Consider the following 26395-nt stretch of genomic DNA (forward strand, 5'->3'; position numbering starts at 1 on the left):
TGATCCATCAAAATGCCGCCCGAAATAGGAACCGGGCGGCATTTTGACACGCAGTGATTGCTACTGATTGGACAGCAGCCGACAGCCCTTGAGCTCGGCGTCAACCGCGCGTGCGCCAGGTTTCTCGGACGTGGCTGATGAGGTCGGCGTCCTTCTGGCACGCACATTCGGGGGCGGGGGTCCAGTGGTCGGTCATCTGGTCGGGTCGGGGGCCGAAGCGGGTGTCGTACTCGATGCGCCGCGCGGGTCCGGTGATCAGGCCCGTGCTGCGTGCGATCCAGGCGCCGACGACCAGGCATGCGGCCTGCTGGGCCACGAACGCGGCCGAGGGCCGGAAAGCGTCGTCGGTTCCGCCGCCCAGTTCTGCCGAGTTGATCAGCCCGCATACCGGCCGGCCGAGGAACTGTCGCACGAGTTCCTGCTGTTGGTCGTCCAGTCCTTGCAAGTCCTGTTCGGTCAGCGGTTCCTGTCCGCGGGCGATCCGTGCGAGCGGGAGCCCGGTCAGTTCGTGAAGGCGCTGTTCAGCGCTCCTCCCGGAGTGGTCGGCCTTGTAGTAGCAGCGCAGGCAGGGGCCGGTGGGCAGCGCTTCGTGCAGGGCGACGGTGGTGCCGATCGGGCCGCCGGTGCTGCCGTCCAGAGTGAGGTCGGCGTGCAGGCGTTGCAGGTCGTGCCGGGCGTCGATGCTGTCCAGTCCGCCGAGGACGGTTCGGGGCCAGGGCAGGGTGCCGGTGTCGACGGCCTCGATGGAGTCCTGGATCGTCCCGTGGAACGGGTTCACCTCGATCCGCCGCAGGCGCGCGGCGATCAGCCGCACCTTCGGCAGGAGCGCGGCCGCGTCGGCCAGGGTGCCGATGCTGTAGGAGGTGACGTTCGGCTTCTCGAAGACCTCCCTGTCCACCACCGTCAGCTCGCCGGAGACCCGCAGCAGGTCCAGGACCAGGGCGATGCCGGTGCCGATCGCGCCGCCACCGCCCAGCAGCACCCGCTCCAGGGCGGGCGGCGGGGCGACGGCGGTCCCGGGCTGCTCACCGGGCAGGACGGGACAGAAGTCCACCACCGGGGTGGCGTGGAACTTCCCCTCTGGCAGCCCGGCGACGACCTTGAACGCCTCGCCGGCCAGCATCGCCGCGGTGAGGACCGCGCCCAGCCCGGTGCCGGGCGCGTTGAGCCGGGGGAAGGCATGGCCGGCGTGCCGAAGTCGGGCCCCGTTCCCGTCCGGTACACCGGCCACCGCGACGTCCGGCGGCGGTTCGGTACCCACGTGCAAACGCAGCGGCGCTTCGCCCGGGGGCTCGCCGATGCGAAGCGGCCGGTCCGGGTCGATCCCGGCTGCCGTCTCCACCAGGTGGCGGACGAGGGCGTCGTCGAGCCGCCCCGGCTCGCGGCCGGGTTCCAGGCTCAGCGGGACCGGCCACCGGCGCAAATCGGCCACCAGCACTCCAAGGGTCTCGGCGACTGCGGGCAGGCGCCCGTCCGCGGTCAAGTGGATGGGGCTGCCCTCCATCCGCTCTCGCAGGGTGGTTTCGTCCACGCCAGCGGCCAGGCAGCCCAGGCGCACGCTGCGGCTGTAGTCAGTACGCACGGATACCCTCCTCGTCGAACAGCACCGTCAGCACCGGGGGCAGTGCCTCATCGACGACCGGGGCGGCGCAGGGCAGCCAGTCCCGGTCGAAGCGCCACCACCCCCACGACGCCGGGTCGGCGGGCAGCGCCGCGTAGTTCGGGACGACGGCGCTGACGAACCCCGGCACCCGCAGCGAGTACAGGCGGTCGGTCCGCGACAGGAAAGCCCCCTCCGGGTGCGAGTGGATCATCGCCCGCGTCCGGTAGGACCGCTCCTCGGCGAAGGTGAACAGCCGGTCGTACGCGACGGCGCTGACCGTGAACAGCCCCGGGCCCCGCACGATCCCCGCCGTCCCGGCCATGGCCACGACTAGGACGTCCATCTCCGACGGCCCGGTCAGCAGCAGCGCGCCGGTCTCCTGGTCGGTCAGCCCGTGGCGTCGGATCTCTCGGAGCACCGGGTCGACCGCACCAGCCGGCAGGACCAGGCTCCTCGTGTCGGCGCTCATCCGGCACGCCTCCCGTCAACGCGGTCGATGTCGCCCTGAATGTTCTCCACCACGTACAGGAAGGGGTTGCCGGTGCTGCGCCAGGCGTGCGGTCCGGTGCCCCACTCGGGGTGGAGCTGCTGGCCCTCGGCGGTGAACGGCTTGCAGACGTCGTTGGGGCCGCAGCGGTAGCCCTCCGCTACCGGCCAGAGGCGGGGCTCCCCGGTCGTGGGGGTGCCGACCGACTCGACGAAGACGAGGGAGGGCGGCCGGTGCGGGTAGACCGTCCACTCGATCCGGGCGACGAACGCCGCGCGCTCGCCGTTGCTCGGCTGAACCTCGGCCCAGAACAGGCCGTCGGGGTCCTGGTCGCGGCGGTGGAGACGGCCAGCGGTCAAGGCGAGGAACTCCTCGACCGCCGGGACGTCGCCCGCCAGCCGCAGACGGCTCTCGAGATCCACGACTGACTCCCGGGCCTCAGCCGTTGGTGGTCTTGGTGCGCAGGCCCAGGTGCAGGGCCTTGGCGTGCCCGGCCAGCTCGCCCACCGTCGCCTCGGGCGGGACCTCGTGCCCGTCGTGGAACAGGTAGTAGCTGGTGGTGCCGTCGCTGGTGAAGCCGAAGTCGGCCATGGCGTCGGACAGAACGGCCGCGCCGGTCACCTGCGGGGCGTAGTCGTGCTGGTACGGGTGCCCGGCGAGGGAGGAGGTCACCGTGGTCTTGACGGTGTTGGGCTGAGGCATGTTGATCTCCTTGGTCGTTCGGAGTGTTGAAGGAAAGCTCCACTGATTCAGCAAAGCGTCACTGGGTCGCCAGTGGCTGGACTCAGTGTGATCACCTCGGAGCGATGCAGTCAAGCTTCATCGCCATATTGGTGAGCGCTACGCTGCCCGTATGAGCCCCGACCGGAGCCAGCTCTCCCTCCCAGACCTCGAAACGACCGGGCCGGATGCTGTCGAACAGTTCGACATCGCCGAGCTCGGGCGTCTCCTCAAGGAGCGCCGCGGCCCCCTGTCCCTTCGGCAGGCCGCCGCCGAGGCAGGCGTCAGCTTCAGCACCCTCACCCGAGTCGAAGCCGGCGCCCAGCCCGACCTCGCCACCTTTACCCGCCTCTGCGCCTGGCTCGGCGTCCCCCCGAGCCGCTTCTTCACCCCGACCGCGACCCGCCAGATCTCACCTCTCGACCAGGCCATCACCCACCTCCATGCCGACCCCCGGCTCACCGGCAACGCGGCGAACAAGATCAGCTCCGTTCTGCGAGACCTCTACGACGCCCTCGCCAAGGAAGCGGTCCCCGCCGTCCCCGCCCTCGCCTGCCACCTCCGCGCCGCCTCGGTATTGCGCCCCGGCGTCCCCCAGCGGCTCGCCGACCTGCTCACCGACATGAACACCGAACTCGAACGACTCGTCGAAGCGGGAGAACTGTGACCCTCCCCCGAGGCTTCAAGGCCAACGCCGAACGAGAAGCCCTCCGGCTGCGCCGCGAACTCCACCTCGGCGACACCGACGCCCTGGACGTCGACGCCCTCGCCGAACACCTCCAGGTCAAGATCATCAGTGCCGAGAAGCTCGTCACCCGCGACCGCCTCGAAGACCTGGAACGCGTCCAGGCCTACGCCTTCTCCGCCGCGACCTTCCAGATCGCCGACAGGAACATCGTCGTCACCAACCCGCTCCGGACCCCGGGCCGCAGGGCCAGTGACGTGGCCCACGAGCTCTCCCACCTCGTCCTCAAGCACGATCTCACCGAGATCCGCGAAGTCAGCGGCATGCCCTTCAGGACCTGCCGCCCAGACGAGGAGGAGCAGGCGACCGCCTTCGGTGGAACCCTGATGCTGCCCCGGCCGCTGCTGCTCAGCGCGGTCCGCCGTCAGTGGGGGCCGGCGCAGATCGCCGAGCACTACGGGGTGACCGAGGAGATGGCCCGCTACCGGTACAACACCACCGGAGTGGCCAAACAGGTCCGCGCCCACTGACCGTGCTGGAGGCGCGCGCTGTTGGTCTGCCGCGTGCCACCGGGACGTGGCTCGGGAGCGGGCGAGCGGCCACAGTGGCACCCCGCCCTGGTTGCAGTTCTGGTTGCATTCACCCCCGTTCAGCGCCGTCCAGGGCCCGCAAAGCAGGACACTCCGACGCAAGTCAGGACGTTTACGGCCGCCGCCGGACGACCGGACGAACATTTGGAAAGCGTGTTGGGGGCAACCCCTCACGAGTTCGAATCTCGTATCCTCCGCCTCTGCCAGCCATGGCAGCTCGAAGGCCCCGACCGCCCAGCGGCCGGGGCCTTCGTCGTTCCCCAGTCTCATCGGTGGTCCCAACGACCATCTGCGGAGATCCCGGCGGTCCGTTTCGGCTTCGGTGACCGGTCGGCCGGGGCTTCACCCCGCTCAGGCCCGGACTGCTGCCAGCCGCCGCCACTCCCCGGCTTCGGGCCCGAAGTAGTCACGGAGCAGGGGTGGAAGGCCGTCACTGGACGGCGGCTCTGCGGTAGCGGGTGAGGACGAGGGCGCCGACCTGCTCCGCCGACAGGCACTCCAGGTTCGTCTGCGGGCCGTCGGCCGGGAAGATCCTCCGGCCGGCGCCGAGGACGGTGGGGAAGGTCATCAGCCGGTACTCGTCGACCAGGTCCTCGGCCATCAGCTGGCGCACGATGCCGAGGCTGCCCATGACGACCACGTCGCGGTCCTCGCGCCTGACTGCGGCGACGAGATCGCCGTCAAGGGGCCGGGAGTTCGCCCAGGCCGAGGTGTCGGTCAGGGTACGGGTGGCGACCAGCTTCGGGACGGCGTTCATCTGCGCGGCGAACGGGCCCTCGCGGTGCGGCCAGAGGTTCGAGAACTGCTGCCAGGTCCCCCGCCCCTGCAGCAGGACCCCCTTCTCCAGCGTGCTCCCGATCCGGAACTTGTCGCCGTCGATCTCCTCACGGCCGAACCGGAACATCCAGCCGCCCTCCGGCGTGCCCGCAGAGCCGTCGGGGTCGGACACGACCCCGTCCAAGGTGGTGAACGCGATGACGATGACGCTCATGACGAGTCTCCTTCGGTGTGGTGTTCACCAGTACGTACCGGCGACACCGACCGGACTCATCGCTCCCGGCGCAGCTTTTCGGAAGAAGTCCGCAGGGGGAGGCCGAAGACCTTCAGCAGCCGTGGATCGGCAAAGACCACGTTGTGTGTGATTCGGCCACCGTGGACGGTGAAGACCTGCAGACTGTGGAGTCGGAAGGCGTCCTCCGACTCTGCCTCAGGCAGGTACATGGCGAGCGCGGGCTGGCCGTTGGCGGTGAGCCGCCGGGTGGCCCAGCCTCGGCCGCGCATCTCGAACACCCGGTCCATGAACCGGCCGTAGTCCTGACGGCCGAGGTACCACAGCGGGACGGGCGGCATCTCGAGGATTGCGTCCTCGGCCAACAGCCGCACCAGGGCGGGGACATCGGCCGCCTCGAAGGCGCGGGCGTAGCGCTGGACCACCTCGCGCGCCTCGGGGTCGTCCGGCTCGGTGAGTTCGCTCAGCTCGGTGCGCCCGCCGGCGATGGCGAGGGTGGCGCGGGCGCGCTGCAGTGTGCTGTTGACCGCCGCGACCGTGGTCTCCAACTGGCCGGCGACCTCCGCGGCGGTGAACCCGAGCACCTCACGCAGCACGAGTACGGCCCGCTGTCGCGGCGGCAGCAGTTGGACCGCCGCCACCCAGGCGAGTCGCAGGTCGGCGCGCGCCTCCAGATCGAAGCGGGCGTCGGGGAACGGCTCCAGCCAGGGAATGTCCGGAGCCGGCACGAGTGGCACCCTCGGGTCCTCACCGGGCGCGCCGAGACCGGACGGCAGCGGACGCCGCGCGCGGCCGTCCAGCGCGGTCAGGCACACGTTGGTCGCGATCCGGTACAGCCAGGTCCGCACCGACGCCCGGACCGGGTCGTACCGGTCCCGCGCCTTCCAGGCGCGCAGCAGCGACTCCTGCACCTGGTCCTCGGCGTCCTCGTAGGAGCCCAGCATCCGGTAGCAGTACGCCGTCAGCTCACCCCGGTACGGCTCGAAGTCCACCGGTCCATCATGCCGGACCTCAGTGACGGCAGGCCTGGGGCCCGTCTTCGAACCCGCGCCTGCCGCGCGGCGGTGGCGGCTCCGGAACCCGGTCCGGCCTCCTCCGGGTGTTGCGGACATGCTCAACACGCCCATAACGTGAGTGACCGTTGATCCATTCACATGGAGAGGTTCGACTTGATGATCCGTCATGTCAGAACTGCGGCGCGAGCGATAGTCGCAGCCGGCCTGCTCGTCACCGGCGCGCTCGTCGGGGCATCGCCGGCGGCGGCCGCTGCGGCACCGACGACCCTGAGCGCGTCCGAGTACACCATCAGCGCGGACTACCACCGGTTCGACACGCTCAACTCGGCCCTCGTCACGGCACTGGGTACCTCTGCCGTGCACACGGTGATGGAGAACGCGAACCACGACCGGCAGGCGCTCCCCGCGTCCTTCTCCGTCGGCGGCCTGTCCACCGGCTTCCGGTTCGACGACGGCGACAACTCCGACTGCCAGAGCTTCCCGCAGGGCATCACGACGAGCCGGGACGCCGTGGGGACCGCGGACAGCGGCAACTACGACGGCCATCAGCTCGTGCTGGTGAGCTGGTACACCAAGGACGGCTGCGATGGCGCCCAGCAGCGCAGTCGGATCACCCTGGTCGACTGGGACGCCACCTACCCCAACACCTACCGCAAGATCCTCCTGGTCGAGCCGACCGGAACCGCGGCGGCGCCGGACTTCAAGGACATCCCGATCCACGCCGGCGGCGTCTCGTGGAACGGCGACTACCTCTACGTCGCCGACACCGGTCACGGCATGCGCGTCTTCGACATGCGCAAGATCCTCAACACCGACTCCGGCGGCACCGCCGACCAGATCGGCCGCCAGTCCGGGACCGTCTACTACGCCCACAACTACGCCTACGTGCTGCCCCAGGTCGGCACGGTCACGTCGCAGACGACCTCCGGCAACAACCTGGTGTGGTCGTCGGTCTCCCTCGACCGGGTCAGCAGGTCGATCGTGATGACGGAGTACACCTGCCAGTCGGGCTGCACCGACTACCCCAACCGCCCGCCCAGGGCCGTCCGCTTCCCGTTCGCGTCCGGGGCGACGACGTTCGCCGCGACGACGACCGCCAGTCAGGCCCTCCAACTGCCCTGGTACAACCTCAACGGCGTGGCTTCCCACAACGGCCGATGGTGGTTCAACTCCTCGGGGCAGAAGAAGCTCTACTACTGGACCCCGACCGCGGGCCCCTCCACCTTCGCCTGGGTGGGCGGCGGCGAGAGCCTCTCCTACTGGGAGGACACCACCAACCCCGACCTGCTGTGGTCGCTGCAGGAGACCACGGGCGGACGCAACGTCTTCGCGGTCACCCAGGCCACCTACGGCGGCGGCTGAGCACAGGATGGGAAAGCGTGTGGGGGGCAACCCCTCACGAGTTCGAATCCGGTAGCCTCCGCCTCTGCCAGGCATGGCAGCACGAAGGCCCCGACCGCCCAGCGGTCGGGGCCTTCGGCGTTCCGTGGTCGCGGTTCTGGTCGCAGTTGCCGTTACCCGGCCAGGAGCGGCTGCACCTTGGCGTGCGGGTAGTCCGGGGACCGGTGCTGGAAAGCCAGCACGGCCGGGTTCCGGACGACGCCTTCGCGGATCTCGATGGCGCGGCTGATGGTCTTGTTGGCCTCCCAACTGCTGGGACCCTCGAGGACCGGGCGCAGGTACGGGATCAGCGCCTCACTGTTCTCCCAGGTGGCGGAGTTCCACAGGTAGGAGGGGCTGTGGTCGACGCCGTAGTAGTGCACGTTGTCGCCGACGGTGAACATCGGCTCAGTGAAGGTGGTCGGCCGCGCCCAACTGAATCCCATACCTTCATCGCAGGAGACGTCGATGACGAGGGTGCCGGGCGCCAGCGTGGCAAGGTCCTCGTCGATCAGGAACGTCAGCGGCGCTCCGGTGTCCTGCAGGACGCAGTTGACGATGATGTCGTGTTCGGCGAGGAACTCCGCCAGCGGTACCCGACCGTCCTCGGTGAGGGCGTGGCTGCGGCGCGGGTCGGCCGTCTCGTCCGCCTCGTCGTGGTCGAACTGGACGATACGCGCGGAGTGGATCGGCGAGCTGACCGCGGTGACGCCACGCGCGGTGAGTACGTCGACGTTGTGCACGCCCAGGGAGTTCAGTGCTGTCACGGCCCCGCGGGCCGTCGCGCCGAAGCCGATCACGACCGCGCGCAGCCGACGGCCGTAGTCGCCGGTCGAACCCCGCAACTGCAGGGCGTGCAGCACCGAGGAGTACCCGGCCAGCTCGTTGTTCTTGTGGAAGACGTGCAGATTGAACGCACCGTCACTGGTCCAGTGGTTCATCGCCTCGAAAGCGATGAGCGTCAGCCGACGGTCGATGGCCGTCTGGGTGACCGTCTCGTCCTGGACGCAGTGCGGCCAGCCCCACAGGACCTGCCCCTCACGCAGCTCGGCGAAGTCCTCCGGCATCGGCTTGGCCATCAGGACGACGTCGCACTGTGCGATCAGTTCCGCCCGTGGGAGCAACCCGGCGACCAGGGGGGCGAGTTGTTCGTCGGAGACCCCGAAGTGCTCTCCGTAGCCCTGCTCAAGGTGGATACGTCCACGGAGGTCGATGTCGATCCGCTCGAAATGCGCGGGATGGATCGGCAGTCGGTGCTCGTTCTCCTTGCGTGACTGCGCCATGATTCCGAGCTTGAGATGGTGCAAAAGCGCCCCTTTGATTACTTCAGGTGTAGCACGCCGCACCTAATCGCCAGCCCCGCGAGCAGCGACCAGGGACCCGTTCAGCACCGCCCCACCTGCCGGGGAACACCGATCACGGTCTCCGCTCCGGCCTCGTTCGCCGGCGTTCGCAGGACCTCGACCGCCCCTCCGAGGGGCCGTGAAGCCCCTGGCGGCTTCGACCGCGGCCGCCCTCAACAGCAACTGTCAGACAGCCACGAGCCGCACGCGATCACCGCGGAGCTTGGTCATGTCGTCGATGTCCGAGGTCAACAGAACGACCGGTCGTTGCTGTCGCAGTGCCATCTCGGCAACTGCCGCGTCGATCGCGTACTTGTGACCGTGGAGACCTGCAGCAATCAGCATCGCGGAAGCCGCTCGGGCCTCCTCGTCACCCACCTGCACGATCCGCAGCCCGGACAGAATCCACCGCAGCCGGCCCTGGTCGGTACGGGTGTGCACGGCTTCGATGATCGTCAGCGCGCTGATCACCACCTCCATGCCCCGCTTCCGCGCCTCCGCGACCAGCGCGACGACAGACTCGTGGTCGCTGAGCAGTTTGGAGAGACCCTCGGAGTCGAGCACCAGGGTGCCCTCGTGGCTCAGCTTGCGACGGGCCATCCGCCCTCCTCTGCGAACACCTCGTCGAAGACCTGCCGGGCCCGCTCCTGCTCAGCAGACGAGATCGGTCCCTTCCGGCGCTCATAGTCGGCCAGGTACTCGTCGAGGATCTGACCACGCAGCTCGCGCTCCACGGCAGCAGTGATGAACGCCGAGAACTCGCGCTTGCCCACTCGCCGGCGGATCGCCTCGGCCGTACCTTCGGGCAGGGAGAGGCTGACCCTGGTGGCCGGCCCCTCGCCGATGCTGTAGGGCATCTCAGTCATGGAGCCAGATTATCAAAGAAGTAGGAAAGTGACCCTGCTCGGGGCTGCCAGTCGGCGTGATCGCAGTTTCAGTCGCGTTCACCCCCGACCGCCCAGCGGTCGGGCCCTTCGGCGTTCCGCGGTCGCAGTTCTGGTCGCAGTTGCCGAGACCCGCCTCTGTCCGGCCGGACGCAGCGGAGCGGGCCCCCGGCGTGACGTCGGGGGCCCGCTGCCTCGGGCTCGGTCCGGAGGGTGGTGCCGAGGGGTGACCTACTCGGTGTGCAGCACCGACGCGATGGTCGTCCGGGCCGCCGTCCGGGCCGGGAGCAGGGCGCCGAGGACCGCGATCGCCACGCCCGCCAGGAGCATCGCGGCCAGTTGCGGCGCGTGCCACACGTCCTTCATGTACTCCGGGAAGTCGACTACGCCGACATGGTCCACGACGAGGCGGTGGGCCGCGATCCCGAGTGGGATGCCGAGCAGGCCGCCGACCGCGCCCAGCCCGGCGACCGAGGTCACCGTCATCACCACCACCTGCCGGGGGGTCATGCCGATCGACTTGAGCATGCCCAGGTCCCGGCGCCGCTCACGGGTGTTCAGCAGGACGGTGTTGAACACACCGAGCGACGCGACGAGGGTCAGCAGCACGGTGAACACCGTCGAGAAGGTGATCACGGTGGCGGTGCCGGCGTTGCTGTAGTCCATCACCGACGCGTGCAGGCCCGGGTCGGCCGCTTCGACCGCCTCGGCGTAGGCACGGGCGTCGGCGCCGGGGGCGAGCCGCACCGTGTACTCGGTGGCCCGGGCGTCCGGCGCGAGTCGGGCGAGGGTGTCCCAACCGGCCTCCAGCGCCCGGGCGTTGCCCTCGATGAGCTGACCCACGACGGTCACGGAGACCGTCCTGCCGTTCAGCTCCAGAGCTACCCGGTCGCCGAGCTTCAGTCCGCGCTGGGTCAGGAAGGCCGGCCCGGCCACGATCTCGCCCGCCGCGGCCGGCGCCCGGCCCTTGACGATGACGTGGTCGTAGGAGGAGTCGTCCCCGCGGTAGAAGTCGGCGAAGACGGGCTGACTCTGCCCGGCCATGCTCGCCTGGGACAGCGCCCGGGCCCGCACTCCCACCGCCCCCGGGAGGGAGCGCAGCCGGTCCTCGACCTGCTGGTCGCCCAGCAGGGGGGTCGGCCGGCTGTTGCCCGGCGACCCGGTCTCCACCTGGATCCTGGCGCCGCCGTCCTCCTTCCCGACGTTGCCGAAGGCCGCCATGGTGCTGGTGAGCCCGGTCGACAGGGTCACCGTGGTGACCCCGAGGGCGATGGCCGCCAGGGTCAGCAGCGTGCGGGCGGGGCGGGCGAAGGGCTGGCCCAGCCCCAGGCTGACCGCGCGGGGCAGCCGGGTGGCGCCGAGCATCCGCTGGACGCGCAGCCCGCGCCCGGTCCGCGGCGCGGCGCCCGCGCTGATCACCTGGGCGGCGGGCAGCCGGTGCGCCCGCAGGGCGGGGACCAGCGCGGTCAGCAGGACGAGGGCGGGCATGCCCACGAGGCAGGCCACGGACACCCACGGGCCGGTGTCCCCGACCGAGGCCCGACCCACGTCGATACCGGTGAACGCGACCTTCAGGATCGGCCCGGCCAGCACGTTGCCGGCCAGCGTTCCCAGCACGCAGCCCACCACGGCCGGCACGGAGAGCATCATCAGGTAGACGGCGACGACCTGGTTCGGGGTGAAGCCCAGGGCCTTGAGCACCCCGATGTGGCGGTACCCGGAGACGACCGCCCCGCTGACCACGTTGCCGACGATCAGGGTGGAGACCAGCAGCCCGAGGACGCCGAAGAGCGTCATGAACGGGAGGTAGGAGTCGACCAGCGCCGAGTAGGCCTGCTTGAGGGTGAGCCAGGTCTGCACACCGGTCGACGACTCCGCGGGCAGCCCCGCGGTCGCCCCGGCCACGGCGGCGCTCAGCCGGGCCTCGGTCGAGGACTCGGTGAAGCGGTAGAGCATCTGGGCCGAGGTGGGGTGCAGTGCGGCCATCTGCTCGGGCGAGACCCAGCCGCTCGCCGACTTGCTCATGCTGGTGGCGAAGCCGACCACGGTCAGCGCCGGTCCGCCCGGGGTCTCCAGCCTGGTGCCGAGCAACGCCGTGCCAGGGGAGCCCTGGACGGACCAGTTGACGACGATCTCGCCGGGGGCGGTGGCCCAGTGGCCCTCCAGCAGCTCGATCCGGTCCACGGGGCCCGCCGGATCGGCCCGGCCCACCACGGTGAGGGTTCCGCCCGCCATCCAGAGCCAGTCCTTGGGGATGTCGACCACCGCCTGTCCGAAGGGACCGGCCGCGGCCTCCACCCCGGGCTGTCGGGCGGTGCGCGCCAGTTGCTCCGGGGAGACCTTCGTGGTGTCGAAGGTGACCACCGCGTGGGCGCCGCGCTGTTCGGCGTAGGCCTTCTCGAACGGGCCGGAAGCGGCGCCGAGCAGGGTCAGCGCGAGCAGCACGGTCGTGGTCGAGCAGAGCACCACCAGCCCGATGACGAAGGTCTGGAGCCTGCGGCGTTTCACGGCCGCCCGCGAGGCCGTCCACACGGCGCTCACGCGGTCGCCTCCAGCACGCTCTCCCGACCGACCCGGCCGTCGGCCACTTCGATCAGCCGGCTGGCGCAGCGGGTGGCCAGCCGCGGGTCGTGGGTGACGATCAACAGGGTCTGGCCGATCTGGTTCAGGTCGATCAGCAGGTCCATCACCTGCTCGCCCGACCGACTGTCCAGGGCGCCGGTCGGCTCGTCCGCCAGCAGTAGCGCGGGACGGTTCATCAGGGCCCTGGCGACGGCCACCCGTTGCCGCTCCCCACCGCTCAGCGTCGCCGGATAGTTGTTCCGGCGGTCGGCGACCCCGAGTTCGTCGAGGAGTTCCAGCGCGCGGCGACGCGCCGGCCGGGCCGCCGTGCCGGTCAGCTGCGCGGCCAGCGCCACGTTATCCAGAACGGGCAGATCGTCGATGAGGTTGAAGAACTGGAAGATCATGCCGACATTGCGGCGCCGGAACAGCGCCAGGCCGGCCTCGTTCAGCTTCCCGAGGTCGTGGCCCTGCACCTCGACCGTGCCCGAGGTCGGCCGGTCCAGGCCGGCCACCATGTTGAGAAGGGTGGACTTGCCGCAGCCGGAGGGACCCATCACGGCGACCGCGTCACCCGCCCGGATCTCCAGCGACAGGCCGTCCAGGGCCTTCGCGTCGCCGTACTCCTTGTGCACGCCGTCCAACCGCACCACCACCGGCCGGCCGTTTCCATGATCAGTCGTCATGGCCCGAAATCTATGGCGGGGCCGGTGGACGGGGCGTCACCCCCCGGATGTACCCGTCCGGGCCGGTCATCCCACGGATGTACGGAGCCGCACCCCGGGGAGGGGGTGTGCGGCGGGCGTGCGGCTGCGAAGATGATCACATGGGGGACTCCTGGACGATCCGGCTGGTCATCGCCCTCGCGGCGGCCGTCGGCGCCGCCGGTTGGCAGTACGCGGCGGCGGTGCGCGCGCGACGGCTGCACCGGGCGGCCATCGAGGAGCGCGGCTGGCTGCTGGAACGGGAGCGCGAGAGCGCGTCCCGGACCGCGGTCGACGCCGAACGCGCCAGGATCGCCGCCGAGCTCCACGACATCGTCAGCCACAACGTGAGCCTCATGGTGGTCCAGGCCGGGGCCGCCCGCGAGGTCCTGGCCACGATGCCCGAGGAGGCGGCGGCGGCGATGAGCGCCGTCGAGACCGCCGGACGGAACACCATGACCGAGCTGCGGCACCTGCTCGGCCTGCTCGCACCGGCGCAGAACGGCGACGACGAGCCCTACGACGTCGATCTGTCACCGCAGCCGAGCCTGAGCCGGCTCAGCCCGCTGATCGACCGGATCGCCTTCGCCGGCCTGCCCGTGGAAATGCGCGTCTCCGGTGAGCCGCGCCCGCTGCCGACCGGGATCGACGTCACCGCCTACCGGATCATCCAGGAGGCCCTGACCAATGCCCTCAAACACGGGGACGGAGCGAAAGCCGAGGTGACGGTGCGATACGCGGACAACCACCTGCGGGTCGAGGTGCTGAACAGCGGACCGAGCGCCCTGTCGGGCGACCGGCCCGCGACGGCCCCCGGCAAGGCGGACGGAACGGGCCGCGGGCTGCTCGGCCTGCGGGAGCGGGTCGCCGTCTACGGCGGCGATCTGGACGCCCGCCGCCGCCTCGGCGGCGGCTACCGCGTCCGCGCCCGGATCCCGCTGGACCGGCCATGACGACGCGCACCGAGCCCGCCCCTCGCGTCGTGATAGCCGACGACCAGGAGCTGGTCCGCACCGGCTTCCGTCTGATCCTGACCGCCCGCGGCCTCGACGTGGTGGGCGAGGCCGGTGACGGAGCCGAGGCCGTGGCCGCCGTGCGGAGGCTGCGGCCCGACGTCGCCCTGATGGACATCCGGATGCCCGTCATGGACGGCCTGGAGGCCGCCCGCCGTATCCTCGCGCAGGCCCCGGACTGCCGGGTGATCATGCTGACCACCTTCGACCTCGACCAGTACGTCTACGCGGCCCTCGCCGCCGGCGCCAGCGGATTCCTGCTCAAGGACGTCACCCCCGCACATCTGGCCGCCGCCGTACGCCTGGTCGGCACCGGTGACGCCCTGCTCGCACCCTCGATCACCCGCCGCCTGGTGGAGCGCTTCGCCCCCAGCCCGCCCGGAACCGGTTCGGGCCTCGCGACCCCGGCCGTCCACCGGGACCTGGCCGCACTGACGCCGCGCGAGCACGAGGTACTGACGCTCATGGGCCGGGGCCTGTCCAACGCCGAACTGGCGCAGGAACTGACGCTGAGCGAGGCGACCGTGAAGACCCACGTGGCCCGGATCTTCGCCAAACTGACCCTGCGCGATCGAGCCCAGGCCGTCGTCCTCGCCTACGAGACAGGACTCGTCTCACCGGGCGAGTCCGCTGACACCGCCAACCCCCGTCGGTAGCCCGTCAGCGTTGACCGAGCACGAATCAGCAGAACGCGCGGTCCCGACCGCCGGCCCGAGCACCGTGGATGATCGGCGCCACAGCACCTACAGGCCGCGGTACACGTCGCGGCGGCTTCCGGCAGCCATCACCCACACGACCAGCCGGCCGTCCTCGATCGTGTACACGACGCGGTAGTCGCCGACCCTGAGACGCCACCGCGAGCTGTGCCCCTGAAGAGCCTTGAGGTCGAAGGCCGTTGTGTCGCCCGCGTCCAGCCCCTTCTGGAGTTCGGCCAGGCGGTGAAGGATCCGCAGAGCGTCGGGGCGCGGGATCTTGAGCAGGTCCCGTTGCGCGTGCGGGGTGAACCGCGTCACGTAACCCATGGAGATCAGGCGTGGTGGGCGCGGAGCAGGGCGGCCATCTCTTCGAGCGAGACCGAGCCTTCGGTGCCTTCGGATTCCGCCTCGTCGGCCAACTGGTTCAGCCAGGACTCCTCGACCTGCTCGGCCAGCCGGCTCAGACGCCGGTACTCGAGGATGTCGATCACGACGGCTTCCTGCTTGCCGCGCCGAGTGATGATCGTCGGGGTCTCGTCCCGACGGGCCCGGTCGAGGACGTCCGCCAAGTGACTGCGGACCTCGGCCATGGATGCGATCACCGGTTCACTCATGTCACAAATGTAGCGGATGTACATGTGAGCTTCGAGGCTTCTGTCCACCCGGCCCCGACTCCGACCACCCTCCGCACCCACGCCGCGGAACGACGTGGGGCGGTCCGCTCCTGCGGCGGCCTATCCCTCCGGCTCCCAGGCGCGGAGCAGGTCGAGCAGGCCCGCGTCTCCGTCGACGTGCAAGGACTCGGCCTGGATACGGTCGTACAGGTAGAGGACCAACTCGCCGGCCGTGCCGTGGACGGCGGCGCCGGCGGCGTCCGGGTCCTCGCCGGTCGTGCGGGTGGTGCGGGCGCCGTCGCCGTCGACCGTGAGACGCCAGGAGGGGCCCTCGGCGGCGTGGAAGTCGAAGGCCGTGGGCTTGTGCGGCCAGGCACTCGTCGTCGCACAGACGGTGAACAGGAACTCCTCCACACCGTCGAGCGCCAGCTCGACCGGCAGCGGCTGCGGGGCGCCGCCGGCGAGCTGGGCGTCGTACGTGTGCACCGCCGTTTCCTGGACACGGTGCCGGGCGACACCGCCGGAGGTCCGCGGTGACTGCAACGCGGACCACCACGTCCAGCAACCGCCCTCCGGTCCTGCCTCGCGCAGGGCGTTCAGCAGGAGCTGCGTCGACTCGGCCAGCCAGGCCAGCAGGGCCTCACGCTCCTGCGGCAGCTCCAGAGCGGCGCGCGCGGCGACGGCCTCGGCCGGGGGACCGTCGGCGGGCCCGGCGCCGACGATGGCGGCCCAGAACCGGTCTCCCCCGCCCAGGTGCTTCACCAGGTCGGACAGCGTCCACCCGGGGCAGGTCGGCACCTGTGCGTCGAGACCGGGCGCGGCGGCGACCACGGCGCGGAAGGCGGTCGACCGTTCGTCGATCAGTCGCAACAGGTCAGGAAACTCGAGATTCTCTTCCACGCCGGATGTCTATCACCGCGCTCCGGTGATCGGACAGCGATTTTCGCTGCCACCAGGCCGCTCACGGAGTCGGAGTGGTGGCGAGGAGGCCGGTGGTGAGAAGGCCGGTGGTGAGGAGGCCGGTGGCGCGGTCCGCGGTGAGGACGCCGAGGATGTAGCCGTCCTCGTCGACGACGGGCCAGACCGCCAGGTGCTTGATCCGCATCGCGATCGCGGCCAGGGCCAGGCCCATCGTCGGCCAGGTGAACGGGCCCCGCTGGTGTGCGGTCGCGCTGATCGCGGTGCGCTCGGTGGACCGGGCGCGGTCCAGGAAGGGGTGGAGTCCGGTGCGGGTGACCAGCCCCTCGCACCGGCCGTCGTGGTCGCGGACCAGCAGGTACTCGATGTCGGCGCCGTGGAGGATGTCGTCGGCCTGGTCGACGGTGCTGTCGTCGGCTATCTGGTACTCGCAGGGCTCCATGGCGTCCGCGACCGTGAGGCCGTGGCCGGGCCGTACCGACTGCGGGGAGTAGGTGGTCACGGTGTTCACCGGTCCCGTCTCCGGTCGCCCACCGGGGCCGCCGGATCGCCCTTCACCCAGAACGAAGCCGGAACGGGTACCGGGATACGGGTTGCCCTGGATGTCTCCGAGGCTACTCCGACGGCGAACGGCCCGGAGCGGAGAAGCGCCGGAGGCACGGAAGCCCCGGAGGCACGGAAGCACCGGAGGCACGGAGGCACCGGAGCACGGGAACCACCGGAGTACCGTGGAGGCAACCGAGGACACTCCGCACACCGGCACCAGCGTCGACGTCGCCCTGGGTCATGACGGGTCCCTCGTGGACCGGACGGGCGGCCTCCGATGATGCCGATCCCTCTCCCCGCCTCCGTCGGGCCGTGGTCGGTGCCCGGTGTGCCGCTGCTGCCCCGTCTGCTGCTGGAACCGACGATGTCCCGGGAAGGGGTGTTCGACGGCGCCTGGTGGCCCCGTTCGAACCACCTCGCCGCCGAACTGCCGGACCTGATCACCGCGCTCGGGGTCCACTTCGGACGCATCGTCCGGGTCGGCCTCGACTTCTCGGCCTGGGACGGCGTGCCCCGCTCCGTCGCCGCGAACGGCCTGACGGTCAGGATCAACTGGTTCACCGGCAGCGACGCGACGATCAGCGTCACCCGCGGCTTCCAGGACCACTTCCTCCTTCTGGTGGTACCGCCCGGCACCAGTCCGTCGACGGCCTCCGCCGCGATGGCCGGCGCCGCCGCGACCGGGAACCACAGCCCGGCGGCGGAGCTCCTGCTCGATTGAGGCTCCTGCTCCGTCGAGCGGGCGGAAGGCGGGCCGGGCGTGTGCCCACGCGGACTCCCCCGGCCGACGGTCGGGCGGCGGTCGGCCGGCGGTCGCGCGGCCCCACGGGGTGTCGTGCATGCGACACTTCGGGAAAACGGGGCCGGAGGGAGAGGCCGGGGCCGGAGGGAGAGGCGTGGGATCGTCGGAGCTGCTGATCGTGCTGGACCGGGGCAGTGCGACGCCCTTGCAGCAGCAGGTGTGCGACGGGATCGCCGGGCTGGTCAGGTCGGGGCGGTTGCGGGCCGGCGAGGCGGTGCCGGCGTCCCGGGAGCTGGCGGCGCAACTCGGGGTGTCGCGCACGGTGATCCTGCGGGCGTACGAACTCCTCACCGCCAACGGGCTGTTGACGGCCCGCCGGGGATCGGGGACCCGGGTGGCGGAGCGGGCCCCCGGGGAGGGGGCCGAGCCGAGTGCGGCACGGACGGCGCTCGCGCCGCAGCCGCCGCTCGCCACCGACGGCGGGGACGCGCTGTGGCAGCCGTGGGAGCCGCCGCCGATGCGACAGGCCGGTGCGGCGCTGGACTTCCGGCACGGGACCCCGGCGCTGGCCGACTTCCCGGTGTCGCGCTGGCGGCAGTCCGTGCACGAGGCGTACGCACGGGCGGACGTCGCCGCGCTCGGGTACGGGCCGGCCGAGGGTTCCGCCGCGCTGCGGGCGCAGATCGCCACGCTGGTCCGGCAGAGCCGGGCGCTGGACGCCTCGCCCGACAGCATCCTGGTGACCAGCGGGGCCACCCAGGCACTGGACATCCTGGCCCGGCTGCTGGTCGGACCGGGCGACGTGGTGGTGATCGAGGACCCGAGCCACACCGTGCTGCGCCAGGTCTTCGGCTCCACCTCCGGCACCGTGGTGCCGGTGCCGGTGGACGAGGAGGGGCTGCGGGTCGCGGACATCGACGCCCACGTCCGGGCGCACGGCCAGGACCCGGACCGGGTGCGGCTGGTCTATGTGACGCCCTCGCACCAGTTCCCGACCGGGTTCATCATGTCCGAGGCCCGGCGGCGGGCCCTGCTGGCCTGGGCCGGGCGGCGCGGCGCGACCGTGCTGGAGGACGACTACCACAACGAGTTCACCTTCGCCGCCGAGCGGCTGCCGGCCCTGGCCGCCGCCCGGCACCAGGGCACGGTGGTGTACGTCGGCAGCTTCAGCAAGACGCTCTTCCCGGCGCTGCGGATCGGCTACGCGATCGTGCCCCAGCGCCTGGTACGGCCGTTCCTCGGCATCAAGTGGATCACCGACCGGCTGACCCCGACGGTCACCCAGGAGGCGCTGGCGCACTTCGTCGCCACCGGCGCCTACGCCCGTCACGTCAGCCGGATGACCCGGCTGTACCGGGAGCGCCGCCGCTCGCTGCTGGACGGCCTCTACACACACTTCGGCGCCGAGGTGCGGATCTCCGGGGCGGCGGCCGGCCTGCACGTCCTGGTCGCCCTCAGCGGGGCACGCGGCGTCGGCGAGGACGAGATCGTCCGCCGGGCCGCGGCGCTCGGTGTGCGGGTGTACCCGGCCTCCGGGTACTTCGTGCGGGAGCCGCCGGTCGAGCCGACCTTCCTGATGGGCTACGCCGCCCTCCCCGGTGCCCGGATCGCCGAGGGCACGGCGCTGCTGGCCGCAGCGGTCCGTGAGGCCTCGGCGGCCCGGGAGGCCACGGCCGCTAGCCGGAGCCGGGGGCGCCGGTGAACCGGGCCCGGCGGAAGCGGCGCCGCTGCGCGTACGGCACGGTGCAGTCGAACACCGCCTTCGCGGTACGGCCGTCCGCCGACAGCGCGGGCGAGTAGGCGACCGACTGGGTCGGGTCGAGCGGGAAGCCCTCCCGGTCCGGCAGGACCAGCAGGTCCCGGTCCGCCTGCCACCGGGTGACCATCGCCCACCACAGGTCCTGGTCCGACTCCAGGTCCACGTCCTCGTCCACGGACAGCACCAGCTTGGCCATCCGGAACTCCTCCAGGACGGCCCGGGAGGCCTCCCGCACCAGCGCGTCGTCCTCGGCCGAGCGCTTGGCCGCCCACTGGAGCACGACCATCAACTGCCCCCCGCCGGCGGTGTGGCAGTGCACCGCCCGGACGGGGGCGCCGCGGCGGCGCAGCACGGCCAGCACGGCCGCCTCCATCCCGAAGCCGAGCAGGACGGACTGTTCGTGGCCCGGGCCGGAGACCGCCTGGAGGATCGGGCCGCGCCGGGCGGTGATCCCGGTGATCCGGACGGTCGGCAGGGCCGGGTGCGCGGTGCCCTGGTAGCCGAGGAACTCCGGGGTGGCGGCGGTGCCCCTGGGGTTCTCCGGCATGGTGTCCGGCAGCAGTTCGCCCTCCAGCACGTACTCGGCGTGGGCGATGTACTCGGCGTCGACCGTGCGGCAGCGCAGCAGTTCCACCGGCGCTCCCGCGAGCGCCCCGGCGACCGCGAGTTCGTCCGTCCCGGTCGGGACGAGCGAGGTGGGGCAGCAGGAGGCGAGCAGCACGGCCGGGCCGAGGCCGAGGTGGATCGCCACCGGCAGCGGCCGTCCGGCGGCGAGCGAGTTGCGGTGGGCCTGCTCGAGGTCCCGCCCCGGCACCATCCAGATGGTGAGCAGGTCGGGGCCCTGGACGCACATCCGGTGGATCGACAGGTTGCGCACGCCGGTGGCCGGATCGGTGGCCAGGACGGCGCCGAGGGTGAGGTACGGGCCGGCGTCCTCGTCGGTGAGCACCGGGACGGGCAGGGTGGTCAGGTCCGGCTTCCGGTCGCTGCGGGCCCACCGGTCGGGGTCGGTTGCGGGCACCGGCGGCAGCGGCGCGGCCACCGCGTCCAGCAGCCGGTGGGCCAGCTCGGCGGGGGTGGCGCCGAGCAGGGCGGCCGCCCGGCGCCTGGTCCCGTACAGGCCCATCAGCACGGCACTGGCCTCGGGTTCCGCGCCGTCCTCGGCCGCGCCGCGCCCGCCGTCCCGGGGGCCGCCGCCGGACGGCGTCACCTGCTCGAACAGGACCGCCGGGCCGGGGCCGGTGGGCGGCGCCGCCGGGGCGCCGGCCCACCGGGCGTAGCGGGAGGAGACCCCGAACCGGGCCGGGACCTCCTCCTGGACCCGGACCAGTTCTCCTGGCATGAGGTCCAGCGCGGCCAGCGCCGCCCGCAGGTCGGCCGGGTGCCGACGGCTCATGGCCCTTCCCCGGCGGCGGCTGCCCCGGCGGCGGCTGCGGCTGCGGCGGCCGCGGCGGCCCGGCGCCCGTCCAGGAGCTCCATCTGCATCCGGGTCAGCTCGTCGATCAGCGTGCGGTAGGTGGCCTCGGCGATCCCCGGCGGCATGCCGTGCTCGTCCGCCAGGCCCCGGACCTTGGCGACGACCTGCTCGACCCGGCCCGGGGAGCGGACCGTCTCCTCGTCCCGCTTGAACTCGGTCAGCTCCCGCACCACGGCGGTGCGCTCCGCCAGCAGCGCGACGATCCGCCGGTCCAGCGCGTCGACGGAGACCCGCAGTTCGTCGATCCGGGGATCGACCGCGGGCGACGAGGGGCCGGTTCCCGTACGGTCGGCGCTCACACGGTCGGTACGGTCGGCGCTCATGCGGCCGGCACCACCTTGTCGACGACGTACACGACGGTCGGCTCGCCCTCCGCGCCCTGCGAACGGTGCTTCTCGCCGTCCGGGATCACGAAGCCCATGCCGGGGCGGCACGGCACCGAACGGTCCTCGAAGTGGATGGTGAACTCGCCCTGCAGCACGTAGCCCTGGTGGCCGCGGAGGCACCACTCGTGCTCGTCGAAGCCGGCGGGCAGCTCCATCAGACGGACCCGCAGGCCCTGGGTGTAGGCGAGCTTCACCCGGCCCTCGGCGCCCGGCTTCTGCCACTTCTCCCAGGGGATCAGGTCGAAGTCGACACCGACCAGGACGGGGTCCCCGGCCCGGCTGCCGTGCTGGTCGCCGGTCTCGGTCCCGGTGTCGGTCCCGGTGTCGGTCTCGTTCTCGGTGGACATGGCACTCCTCAACAACACGTCGTAAACGGGGTATCGGTGGATCGGCGGCGGTTCAGCTGGCCTGCTTCTCCGAGGAGGTCCGCTGCCCCGGCAGGACGACGCGCGGGGCGCGGGACACCCGCTCGTTGCGGTCCTCGAGCGGCAGGACGGGCCGGCCGTCGGCCGTCTGGTGGCGGCGGAGCAGCAAGGACATGTCGATCATGCGGTGGAGCATCCGCTCCAGTGCCTCCAGGCCCTCGGCGTCCTGGAGCTGCGGCTGCGGCGAGGTGTTGCGCAGCAGCGCCGGAAAGCCGCTGCCGACCAGGATCATGCGGTTGAGCAGCAGGTTGTCGACCAGTTGGCTGTGCACCGCGGCGTCGCTGTACCGGCGCGAGACGACGATGATGCCGCCCACCTTGTTGGCCAGGGGGCGGTCGAAGCGCAGGAAGCCGACGCCGGCCCGTTCGATGAATATCTGCATCAGATGGGCGGGACCGAAGCCGTGCACCGGGGTCGCGTAGACGATGGCGTCCGCCTGCTTCATCTGCTCGACGATCGCGGGCATGTCGTCGCGGAGTTCGCAGGGCGTGGTCCGCTGGTTGCAGTCGCCGCACGGGCTGCACGGCGAGATCCGGTGCTCGCGCAGGTGAACGGTCCGGAACTCGGCGCCCCGTTCCCGGACCAGGCGGCCGGCGTACTCCAACGCGAGGTCGGTGTTGCCGCCCGGCCGCTCGGAGCCGCAGATCCCGAGCACGATCGGAGTCGGAGTTGTTCCTTGCACGTGGTTTCCCCCTCGTAGTCTGCCCTACGGGGGCGGGCGGCCGGACGGGCCCGTGGTGCGAGGGCCCGTCCGGCTGTTCGCCCGCCTGTCACTGCTCAGTACTCGTCAGTCCTTGAGCTATCTCGTCAGCCCTCGAGCGCCTTTATCGGCCTTCGAGGGGCGCCCGTGTCAGCGGTGCGGCGCCCTCGTCGGCCCCTGTGGGCGCCCTCGTCAGTCCTTGAGCTTGCCGGCGAAGTAGTCCGTGTAGGCCTGCATGTCGAAGTGCCCGTGGCCGGACAGCGTGAACAGGATGGTGCGGGCCTCGCCGCTCTCCTTGCAGGCCAACGCCTCGTCGATGGCCGCCCGCACCGCGTGGGTGGACTCCGGCGCCGGGACGATGCCCTCGTTGCGGGCGAACAGGACGCCGGCCTCGAAGCAGGCGGTCTGCGGGACGGCCCGGGCCTCGAGCAGGTCGAGGTCCTTCAGCGCGCTGATGATGGGCGCCATGCCGTGGTAGCGCAGCCCGCCCGCGTGGATGCTCGGCGGCACGAAGTCGTGGCCGAGGGTGTGCATCATGGTGAGCGGGGTGAGGCCCGCGGTGTCGCCGAAGTCGTACTCGTAGCGGCCCTGGGTGAGGGTCGGACACGAGGCCGGCTCGACGGCGAGCGCCCGCACCGAGCGCCCGCCGCGCAGCTGCTCGCGCAGGAACGGCAGGACCAGTCCGCCGAAGTTGGAGCCGCCGCCCGCCGCGCCGATCACGACGTCCGGGTAGTCCTCCGCCAACTCCATCTGGAGCAGCGCCTCCTGGCCGATGACGGTCTGGTGCATCAGCACGTGGTTGAGCACCGAGCCGAGCGCGTACTTGGCCCGGCCGCCGCTCTTGACCGCGGCCTCCACGGCCTCGGAGATGGCCAGGCCGAGGCTGCCGCTGGCGTCGGGGTCCGCGGCGAGCGCGGCCCGGCCGGCGTCGGTGAGCTCGCTGGGGCTGGCGTGCACCGTCGCCCCGAAGGTCTCCATCAGCGCCCGGCGGTAAGGCTTCTGCTGGTGGCTCACCTTGACCATGAAGACCTCGCACTCGAGGCCGAAGTAGGCGGAGGCCATCGCGAGCGAGCTGCCCCACTGGCCGGCGCCGGTCTCGGTGGTGAGCTTCTGCACACCGGCCTGCTTGTTGTAGTACGCCTGCGGCACGGCCGTGTTGGGCTTGTGGCTGCCGGCCGGGCTGACGCCCTCGTACTTGAAGTAGATCCGCGCCGGGGTGTCGAGCGAGCGCTCCAGCCGGTGGGCCCGGACCAGCGGGCTGGGCCGCCACTGGCGGTAGACGTCGATCACCGCGCCGGGGATGTCGATCTCGGCCTCGGTGCTGAACTCCTGGGCGATCAGCGACTCCGGGAACAGCGGGGCCAGGTCGGCCGGGGTGAGCGGCTCCCTCGTCCCGGGGTGCAGCATCGGCGGCACCGGCTTCGGCAGGTCCGCCAGCACGTTGTACCAGGTGGTGGGGATTCGGTCCTCGGGCAGCAAGAACTTGGTGATCATCGGGCCCTCCCGGAATGCGTGGATACGGCGGTCGATCGGACGGTCACACGGTTCAGGCGCCGGAGCGGACGGCATCGGCCGGTCCGGGTCCGGCTTCGACGGAAGCGGAGGCTGAGGCGGAGGCGGAGGCTTCGACGGAAGCGGGGGCCGAGGCGGAGGTGGGCGCAGCGGCCGAGGACCGGATGCGCAGCACCGCGAACACCGCGATGCCGACCAGCGGCGTGACCAGCATGGTGTGCAGCACCGGGCGCGCGCCGTGGTTCTGCCAGATCAGCCCGAGGCCGAACGGCACCACCAGCCGGGCCAGGCCCAGGACGAAGCCGTTGAGCGCCATGAAGCGGCCGACCCGGTGCTCGTCGACGTGGTCGGCGATGTAGGTCGGCACCACCACGGAGGCGATGATCTCCCCGAGCGTCCACACCACGGTGGACGCGAGCACCGCCGCGAGCGAGAAGCCGAAGTCCAGTACGGCCAGGCCCAGCGCCCACAGCACCCCGGCCACCAGCAGCAGGGTGCGGATCGGGTAGCTGGCGATCCGCTTCTCCAACTGGAGCCCGAGGCTCACCACCACGATGCTGTTCACCGTGTACACCACGCCGACCAGCCCGGCCGAGGCGTTCAGCTCGGTGGTCACGGCCAGCGGCAGCGCGTACTCCAGCCCGATCAGCGGCGCCACGTAGAAGAACGAGGCGAGCACCATCCACAGCACATGGCCGTGGACGCCGCCGAGCCGGAACCCGCCGCCGGCCGCCTTGGGCGCGGCGGTGCCGGTACGCGTGTCCCGGGGCACCCAGATCCGGATCACGACCGCGCACAGCAGCCCGACGACGATGTTGCCCGCGAACATCACGTGGTACGAGTACGCGGCCGCGACCCCGCCCAGCAGCGGGCCGATGCCCATGCCCAGGTTGTTGCCGATGTAGCTGACCGTGTACGAGAACGGCCGCTGCTCGGGGGTCGCCAGGTCGGCGATCAGGGTGTTGGCCGCCGGGCCGAACATGCCCATCCCCACCAGGGCGACGAACAGCAGCAGGGCGTACGTCCACGGCGGGCCGTCCAGGGTGCCCAGGCCGAGGTAGCCGACCGCGTTGAGCACCAGGGCCGCGACCAGGGCGTCCCGGCGACCGCGCAGGTCGCACACCGGCCCGCTCAGCAGCGAGCCCACCAGCAGGCCGGTCGAGCCGACCGAGATCAGCAGCCCCGCCTCGGCCGTGCCGAGGCCCTTGCTGCGCACCAGGTAGACGGCGAGCAGCGGGAAGACGAACATGCCCGCGCGGTTGACGAAGGACGTCACGAACAGCACCCGCAGCGGGAGCGGCAGCTCCCTGAACCTGGCCGACCAGGCTTTCGGGGCGGCGGCCCCTTCTCCGGTACTTGTGGCCATCCCGCTCAGACCGCCGGCTCGGTCTCGACCAGGAAGGCCCTGCGGACGGTGCCGAACCGCGCCAGCACGTCGTCGTAGTCGCGGCCCTCGCAGACGTACCAGCCGAGCACGTCGTTGGAGGCGACCGGCGGGGCCAGCACGTCGCCGACACCCTTCCAGACGTCCGCGTCCAGGACGCCGTCCAGCGCGTTGAGGTCCGCGGGCGAGCTGATCCCGGTGATCCGGCCGTACTTGCCCGAGGACAGGTACTCGGTGCCGATCTCCGGGCCGAGCCGGGCCTCGGTGCGGTGGTCCGGGTCGAGTTCGAGCCGGGCCCACTCGCCGGCCAGGTTGATGCCGCGCCCGGCCTGGATCGCCGGGACGATCGAGCCGCCGCCGGCCCGGGCGCCCGCCTCGCCGAACACCGCCTCGCCGTCGTCGTCCAGGAAGAACTCGACGTGCGCGACGCCGGTGCGCATCCCGAAACCGCGCAGCACCGTGGCGTTGAGCTCCAGGATCCGCTGCTCGTGCTTGCTGAGGTCGTGCTTGCGGGAGATGGTGCCGCCCGGCTCGTCCCGGTACTCCAGCACCGAGTAGGTGTAGCGGGACAGCTGTTCGAAGACGACCTCGCCGTCCTGGAGCAGCGCGTCCACATGGAACTCGGTGCCGTGGACGAACTCCTCGACCCGGTACTCGTGCCGGTCGTCGCCCATCTCCTCCCACACCTCGGCCAGCCGCTCAGGACCGTCGACCCGGTAGGTGCTGCCGCAGGCCCAGCCCGCGTACGGCTTGATCACCAGCGGGTAGCCGGCCTGCGCGGCGAACTCCTCGACGGCGCCCAGGGTGTCGGGGCGGCAGGAGCGGGCGACCCTGACGCCCAGCTCCTCGGCGCGGCGGTGCATCACGTTCTTGTCGCGGAAGTTGAGCGCCTGGTCGGGCGTCAGTCCGGGGATGCCGTGGTCCCGGCGGGCCCGGGCGGCGGGCAGGACGTCGCCCTCGAACAGCGGGAAGATCCGGACCAGCCGGTACTCGGCGGCGATCTCGTCCACGGCGGCGCGGAAGGCCGCGGTGGAGTCCAGCTCGGCCTCCCGCACCGTCAGACCCTCGGTCTCGGGCGCCGGCTCCCCGGTGGGTACCAGGACGACGGGGTGGTGGCCGAGTTCGGTGGCGACCTCGACCACGCTGCGGAACTGCGCGAGGTAGCGGCCGGCGGCGGGGCGGTAGACGATCAGAATCGCGGGGTTCATCGGGTTCTCCTGGAGGTAGCGGTCGGTCCGGCA

29 protein-coding genes are annotated in these 26395 nt (G+C 71.6%); 7 read left to right on the forward strand and 22 right to left on the reverse strand.

Annotation, left to right across the window (positions count from 1 at the left end):
* Positions 1-100: 100 nt before the first annotated feature.
* Genes SM793_RS09510 through SM793_RS09525 form a run of 4 tightly spaced genes read right to left on the reverse strand, consistent with a single transcriptional unit; the run spans position 101 to position 2792 of the window.
* Positions 101-1582, reverse strand: a complete 1482-nt coding sequence (locus SM793_RS09510; protein WP_320437635.1) for a ThiF family adenylyltransferase — start codon at positions 1580-1582, stop codon at positions 101-103.
* Positions 1572-2072 carry a hypothetical protein gene (locus SM793_RS09515; RefSeq protein ID WP_320437636.1) on the reverse strand — a complete coding sequence of 167 codons (501 nt, stop codon included), beginning with the start codon at positions 2070-2072 and terminating at the stop codon, positions 1572-1574. The genes SM793_RS09510 and SM793_RS09515 overlap by 11 nt, the downstream gene beginning before the upstream one ends.
* Positions 2069-2512 carry a hypothetical protein gene (locus SM793_RS09520; protein WP_320437637.1) on the reverse strand — a complete coding sequence of 148 codons (444 nt, stop codon included), beginning with the start codon at positions 2510-2512 and terminating at the stop codon, positions 2069-2071. Before SM793_RS09520 ends, SM793_RS09515 begins: the two co-directional genes overlap by 4 nt.
* Before the next feature lie 16 nt (positions 2513-2528).
* Positions 2529-2792, reverse strand: a complete 264-nt coding sequence (locus tag SM793_RS09525; protein WP_320437638.1) for a hypothetical protein — start codon at positions 2790-2792, stop codon at positions 2529-2531.
* Between the two features lie 151 nt (positions 2793-2943).
* On the opposite strand from SM793_RS09525, the gene SM793_RS09530 reads away from it, so the two are divergent.
* Complete coding sequence (locus SM793_RS09530; protein ID WP_320437639.1) at positions 2944-3477, forward strand: helix-turn-helix domain-containing protein; 534 nt, start codon at positions 2944-2946, stop codon at positions 3475-3477.
* Positions 3474-4025: an ImmA/IrrE family metallo-endopeptidase gene (locus SM793_RS09535; protein ID WP_320437640.1), complete on the forward strand. Its 552-nt coding sequence runs from the start codon at positions 3474-3476 to the stop codon at positions 4023-4025. The genes SM793_RS09530 and SM793_RS09535 overlap by 4 nt, the downstream gene beginning before the upstream one ends.
* A 490-nt stretch (positions 4026-4515) precedes the next feature.
* On the opposite strand, the gene SM793_RS09540 is transcribed toward SM793_RS09535, so the two are convergent.
* Entirely contained in the window at positions 4516-5076 is a 561-nt protein-coding gene (locus tag SM793_RS09540) for a dihydrofolate reductase family protein (protein WP_320437641.1), read from the reverse strand.
* Between the two features lie 56 nt (positions 5077-5132).
* Positions 5133-6086, reverse strand: coding sequence for a sigma-70 family RNA polymerase sigma factor (locus tag SM793_RS09545; protein ID WP_320437642.1), 954 nt, complete (start codon positions 6084-6086; stop codon positions 5133-5135).
* 180 nt (positions 6087-6266) lie between these two features.
* Between SM793_RS09545 and SM793_RS09550 the strand changes: the two genes are divergently transcribed.
* Complete coding sequence (locus SM793_RS09550) at positions 6267-7472, forward strand: hypothetical protein (protein ID WP_320437643.1); 1206 nt, start codon at positions 6267-6269, stop codon at positions 7470-7472.
* 152 nt (positions 7473-7624) lie between these two features.
* Here SM793_RS09550 and SM793_RS09555 read toward each other — a convergent pair whose 3' ends face one another.
* From SM793_RS09555 to SM793_RS09575, 5 genes are all read right to left on the reverse strand, one after another.
* The gene (locus SM793_RS09555; protein ID WP_413815906.1) at positions 7625-8773 is read right to left on the reverse strand and encodes a N(5)-(carboxyethyl)ornithine synthase; all 1149 of its coding nucleotides are present in this window, start codon (positions 8771-8773) and stop codon (positions 7625-7627) included.
* A gap of 246 nt (positions 8774-9019) precedes the next feature.
* A complete protein-coding gene (locus SM793_RS09560) occupies positions 9020-9433 on the reverse strand; it encodes a DNA-binding protein (protein WP_320437645.1) in 414 nt (137 codons plus the stop codon).
* Complete coding sequence (locus SM793_RS09565) at positions 9415-9699, reverse strand: hypothetical protein (protein WP_320437646.1); 285 nt, start codon at positions 9697-9699, stop codon at positions 9415-9417. Before SM793_RS09565 ends, SM793_RS09560 begins: the two co-directional genes overlap by 19 nt.
* Positions 9700-9948: 249 nt before the next feature.
* Positions 9949-12258: an FtsX-like permease family protein gene (locus SM793_RS09570; RefSeq protein ID WP_320437647.1), complete on the reverse strand. Its 2310-nt coding sequence runs from the start codon at positions 12256-12258 to the stop codon at positions 9949-9951.
* Positions 12255-12965, reverse strand: coding sequence for an ABC transporter ATP-binding protein (locus SM793_RS09575; RefSeq protein ID WP_320437648.1), 711 nt, complete (start codon positions 12963-12965; stop codon positions 12255-12257). Before SM793_RS09575 ends, SM793_RS09570 begins: the two co-directional genes overlap by 4 nt.
* A gap of 140 nt (positions 12966-13105) precedes the next feature.
* On the opposite strand from SM793_RS09575, the gene SM793_RS09580 reads away from it, so the two are divergent.
* Both SM793_RS09580 and SM793_RS09585 read left to right on the forward strand, forming a co-directional pair.
* Positions 13106-13936, forward strand: coding sequence for a sensor histidine kinase (locus tag SM793_RS09580; RefSeq protein WP_320437649.1), 831 nt, complete (start codon positions 13106-13108; stop codon positions 13934-13936).
* The gene (locus tag SM793_RS09585; RefSeq protein ID WP_320437650.1) at positions 13933-14652 is read left to right on the forward strand and encodes a response regulator transcription factor; all 720 of its coding nucleotides are present in this window, start codon (positions 13933-13935) and stop codon (positions 14650-14652) included. The genes SM793_RS09580 and SM793_RS09585 overlap by 4 nt, the downstream gene beginning before the upstream one ends.
* An 87-nt stretch (positions 14653-14739) precedes the next feature.
* On the opposite strand, the gene SM793_RS09590 is transcribed toward SM793_RS09585, so the two are convergent.
* The 4 genes from SM793_RS09590 to SM793_RS09605 all read right to left on the reverse strand — a co-directional run bounded on the left by SM793_RS09590 (position 14740) and on the right by SM793_RS09605 (position 16734).
* Positions 14740-15018 carry a type II toxin-antitoxin system RelE/ParE family toxin gene (locus SM793_RS09590; protein ID WP_320437651.1) on the reverse strand — a complete coding sequence of 93 codons (279 nt, stop codon included), beginning with the start codon at positions 15016-15018 and terminating at the stop codon, positions 14740-14742.
* A gap of 5 nt (positions 15019-15023) precedes the next feature.
* Positions 15024-15305 carry a type II toxin-antitoxin system Phd/YefM family antitoxin gene (locus SM793_RS09595; protein ID WP_320437652.1) on the reverse strand — a complete coding sequence of 94 codons (282 nt, stop codon included), beginning with the start codon at positions 15303-15305 and terminating at the stop codon, positions 15024-15026.
* Positions 15306-15425: 120 nt separating this feature from the next.
* On the reverse strand, positions 15426-16205 hold the full coding sequence (locus tag SM793_RS09600) for a maleylpyruvate isomerase family mycothiol-dependent enzyme (RefSeq protein WP_320437653.1): 780 nt from the start codon (positions 16203-16205) through the stop codon (positions 15426-15428).
* 61 nt (positions 16206-16266) lie between these two features.
* Positions 16267-16734 carry a CBS domain-containing protein gene (locus tag SM793_RS09605; RefSeq protein WP_320437654.1) on the reverse strand — a complete coding sequence of 156 codons (468 nt, stop codon included), beginning with the start codon at positions 16732-16734 and terminating at the stop codon, positions 16267-16269.
* A gap of 315 nt (positions 16735-17049) precedes the next feature.
* On the opposite strand from SM793_RS09605, the gene SM793_RS09610 reads away from it, so the two are divergent.
* Together SM793_RS09610 and SM793_RS09615 are read left to right on the forward strand one after the other, a co-directional pair.
* Positions 17050-17490: a DUF5994 family protein gene (locus SM793_RS09610; RefSeq protein ID WP_320437655.1), complete on the forward strand. Its 441-nt coding sequence runs from the start codon at positions 17050-17052 to the stop codon at positions 17488-17490.
* A 175-nt stretch (positions 17491-17665) separates the two neighbouring features.
* Complete coding sequence (locus SM793_RS09615) at positions 17666-19213, forward strand: PLP-dependent aminotransferase family protein (protein ID WP_320437656.1); 1548 nt, start codon at positions 17666-17668, stop codon at positions 19211-19213.
* Here the strand turns inward: SM793_RS09615 and SM793_RS09620 are convergent.
* From SM793_RS09620 to SM793_RS09650, 7 genes are all read right to left on the reverse strand, one after another.
* Positions 19188-20666: a UbiD family decarboxylase gene (locus SM793_RS09620; protein WP_320437657.1), complete on the reverse strand. Its 1479-nt coding sequence runs from the start codon at positions 20664-20666 to the stop codon at positions 19188-19190. The two genes, SM793_RS09615 and SM793_RS09620, sit on opposite strands and share 26 nt — an antisense overlap.
* Positions 20663-21070: a chorismate mutase gene (locus tag SM793_RS09625; RefSeq protein WP_320437658.1), complete on the reverse strand. Its 408-nt coding sequence runs from the start codon at positions 21068-21070 to the stop codon at positions 20663-20665. Before SM793_RS09625 ends, SM793_RS09620 begins: the two co-directional genes overlap by 4 nt.
* A complete protein-coding gene (locus SM793_RS09630; RefSeq protein ID WP_320437659.1) occupies positions 21067-21480 on the reverse strand; it encodes a cupin domain-containing protein in 414 nt (137 codons plus the stop codon). Before SM793_RS09630 ends, SM793_RS09625 begins: the two co-directional genes overlap by 4 nt.
* 52 nt (positions 21481-21532) lie before the next feature.
* On the reverse strand, positions 21533-22213 hold the full coding sequence (locus SM793_RS09635) for a flavodoxin family protein (protein WP_320437660.1): 681 nt from the start codon (positions 22211-22213) through the stop codon (positions 21533-21535).
* Positions 22214-22450: 237 nt separating this feature from the next.
* Positions 22451-23752, reverse strand: coding sequence for a TrpB-like pyridoxal phosphate-dependent enzyme (locus SM793_RS09640; protein WP_320437661.1), 1302 nt, complete (start codon positions 23750-23752; stop codon positions 22451-22453).
* 52 nt (positions 23753-23804) lie between these two features.
* Positions 23805-25136: an MFS transporter gene (locus tag SM793_RS09645; protein WP_320437662.1), complete on the reverse strand. Its 1332-nt coding sequence runs from the start codon at positions 25134-25136 to the stop codon at positions 23805-23807.
* 5 nt (positions 25137-25141) lie between these two features.
* A complete protein-coding gene (locus SM793_RS09650; RefSeq protein WP_320437663.1) occupies positions 25142-26362 on the reverse strand; it encodes an ATP-grasp domain-containing protein in 1221 nt (406 codons plus the stop codon).
* Positions 26363-26395: the final 33 nt, after the last annotated feature.

The sequence above is a fragment of the Kitasatospora purpeofusca genome (genome assembly GCF_034043715.1).
Classification (GTDB): Bacteria; Actinomycetota; Actinomycetes; order Streptomycetales; family Streptomycetaceae; genus Kitasatospora; species Kitasatospora purpeofusca_A.

Bases quoted from the DNA above. Each gene is read 5' to 3' on its own strand.
- SM793_RS09515 (WP_320437636.1), bottom strand. From the start codon at position 2,072: ATGAGCGCCGACACGAGGAGCCTGGTCCTGCCGGCTGGTGCGGTCGAC.
- SM793_RS09525 (WP_320437638.1), bottom strand. From the start codon at position 2,792: ATGCCTCAGCCCAACACCGTCAAGACCACGGTGACCTCCTCCCTCGCC.
- SM793_RS09530 (WP_320437639.1), top strand. From the start codon at position 2,944: ATGAGCCCCGACCGGAGCCAGCTCTCCCTCCCAGACCTCGAAACGACC.
- SM793_RS09540 (WP_320437641.1), bottom strand. From the start codon at position 5,076: ATGAGCGTCATCGTCATCGCGTTCACCACCTTGGACGGGGTCGTGTCC.
- SM793_RS09550 (WP_320437643.1), top strand. From the start codon at position 6,267: ATGATCCGTCATGTCAGAACTGCGGCGCGAGCGATAGTCGCAGCCGGC.
- SM793_RS09555 (WP_413815906.1), bottom strand. From the start codon at position 8,773: ATGGCGCAGTCACGCAAGGAGAACGAGCACCGACTGCCGATCCATCCC.
- SM793_RS09560 (WP_320437645.1), bottom strand. From the start codon at position 9,433: ATGGCCCGTCGCAAGCTGAGCCACGAGGGCACCCTGGTGCTCGACTCC.
- SM793_RS09565 (WP_320437646.1), bottom strand. From the start codon at position 9,699: ATGACTGAGATGCCCTACAGCATCGGCGAGGGGCCGGCCACCAGGGTC.
- SM793_RS09575 (WP_320437648.1), bottom strand. From the start codon at position 12,965: ATGACGACTGATCATGGAAACGGCCGGCCGGTGGTGGTGCGGTTGGAC.
- SM793_RS09580 (WP_320437649.1), top strand. From the start codon at position 13,106: ATGGGGGACTCCTGGACGATCCGGCTGGTCATCGCCCTCGCGGCGGCC.
- SM793_RS09585 (WP_320437650.1), top strand. From the start codon at position 13,933: ATGACGACGCGCACCGAGCCCGCCCCTCGCGTCGTGATAGCCGACGAC.
- SM793_RS09590 (WP_320437651.1), bottom strand. From the start codon at position 15,018: ATGGGTTACGTGACGCGGTTCACCCCGCACGCGCAACGGGACCTGCTC.
- SM793_RS09595 (WP_320437652.1), bottom strand. From the start codon at position 15,305: ATGAGTGAACCGGTGATCGCATCCATGGCCGAGGTCCGCAGTCACTTG.
- SM793_RS09610 (WP_320437655.1), top strand. From the start codon at position 17,050: ATGCCGATCCCTCTCCCCGCCTCCGTCGGGCCGTGGTCGGTGCCCGGT.
- SM793_RS09620 (WP_320437657.1), bottom strand. From the start codon at position 20,666: ATGAGCCGTCGGCACCCGGCCGACCTGCGGGCGGCGCTGGCCGCGCTG.
- SM793_RS09625 (WP_320437658.1), bottom strand. From the start codon at position 21,070: ATGAGCGCCGACCGTACCGACCGTGTGAGCGCCGACCGTACGGGAACC.
- SM793_RS09630 (WP_320437659.1), bottom strand. From the start codon at position 21,480: ATGTCCACCGAGAACGAGACCGACACCGGGACCGACACCGGGACCGAG.
- SM793_RS09640 (WP_320437661.1), bottom strand. From the start codon at position 23,752: ATGATCACCAAGTTCTTGCTGCCCGAGGACCGAATCCCCACCACCTGG.
- SM793_RS09645 (WP_320437662.1), bottom strand. From the start codon at position 25,136: ATGGCCACAAGTACCGGAGAAGGGGCCGCCGCCCCGAAAGCCTGGTCG.
- SM793_RS09650 (WP_320437663.1), bottom strand. From the start codon at position 26,362: ATGAACCCCGCGATTCTGATCGTCTACCGCCCCGCCGCCGGCCGCTAC.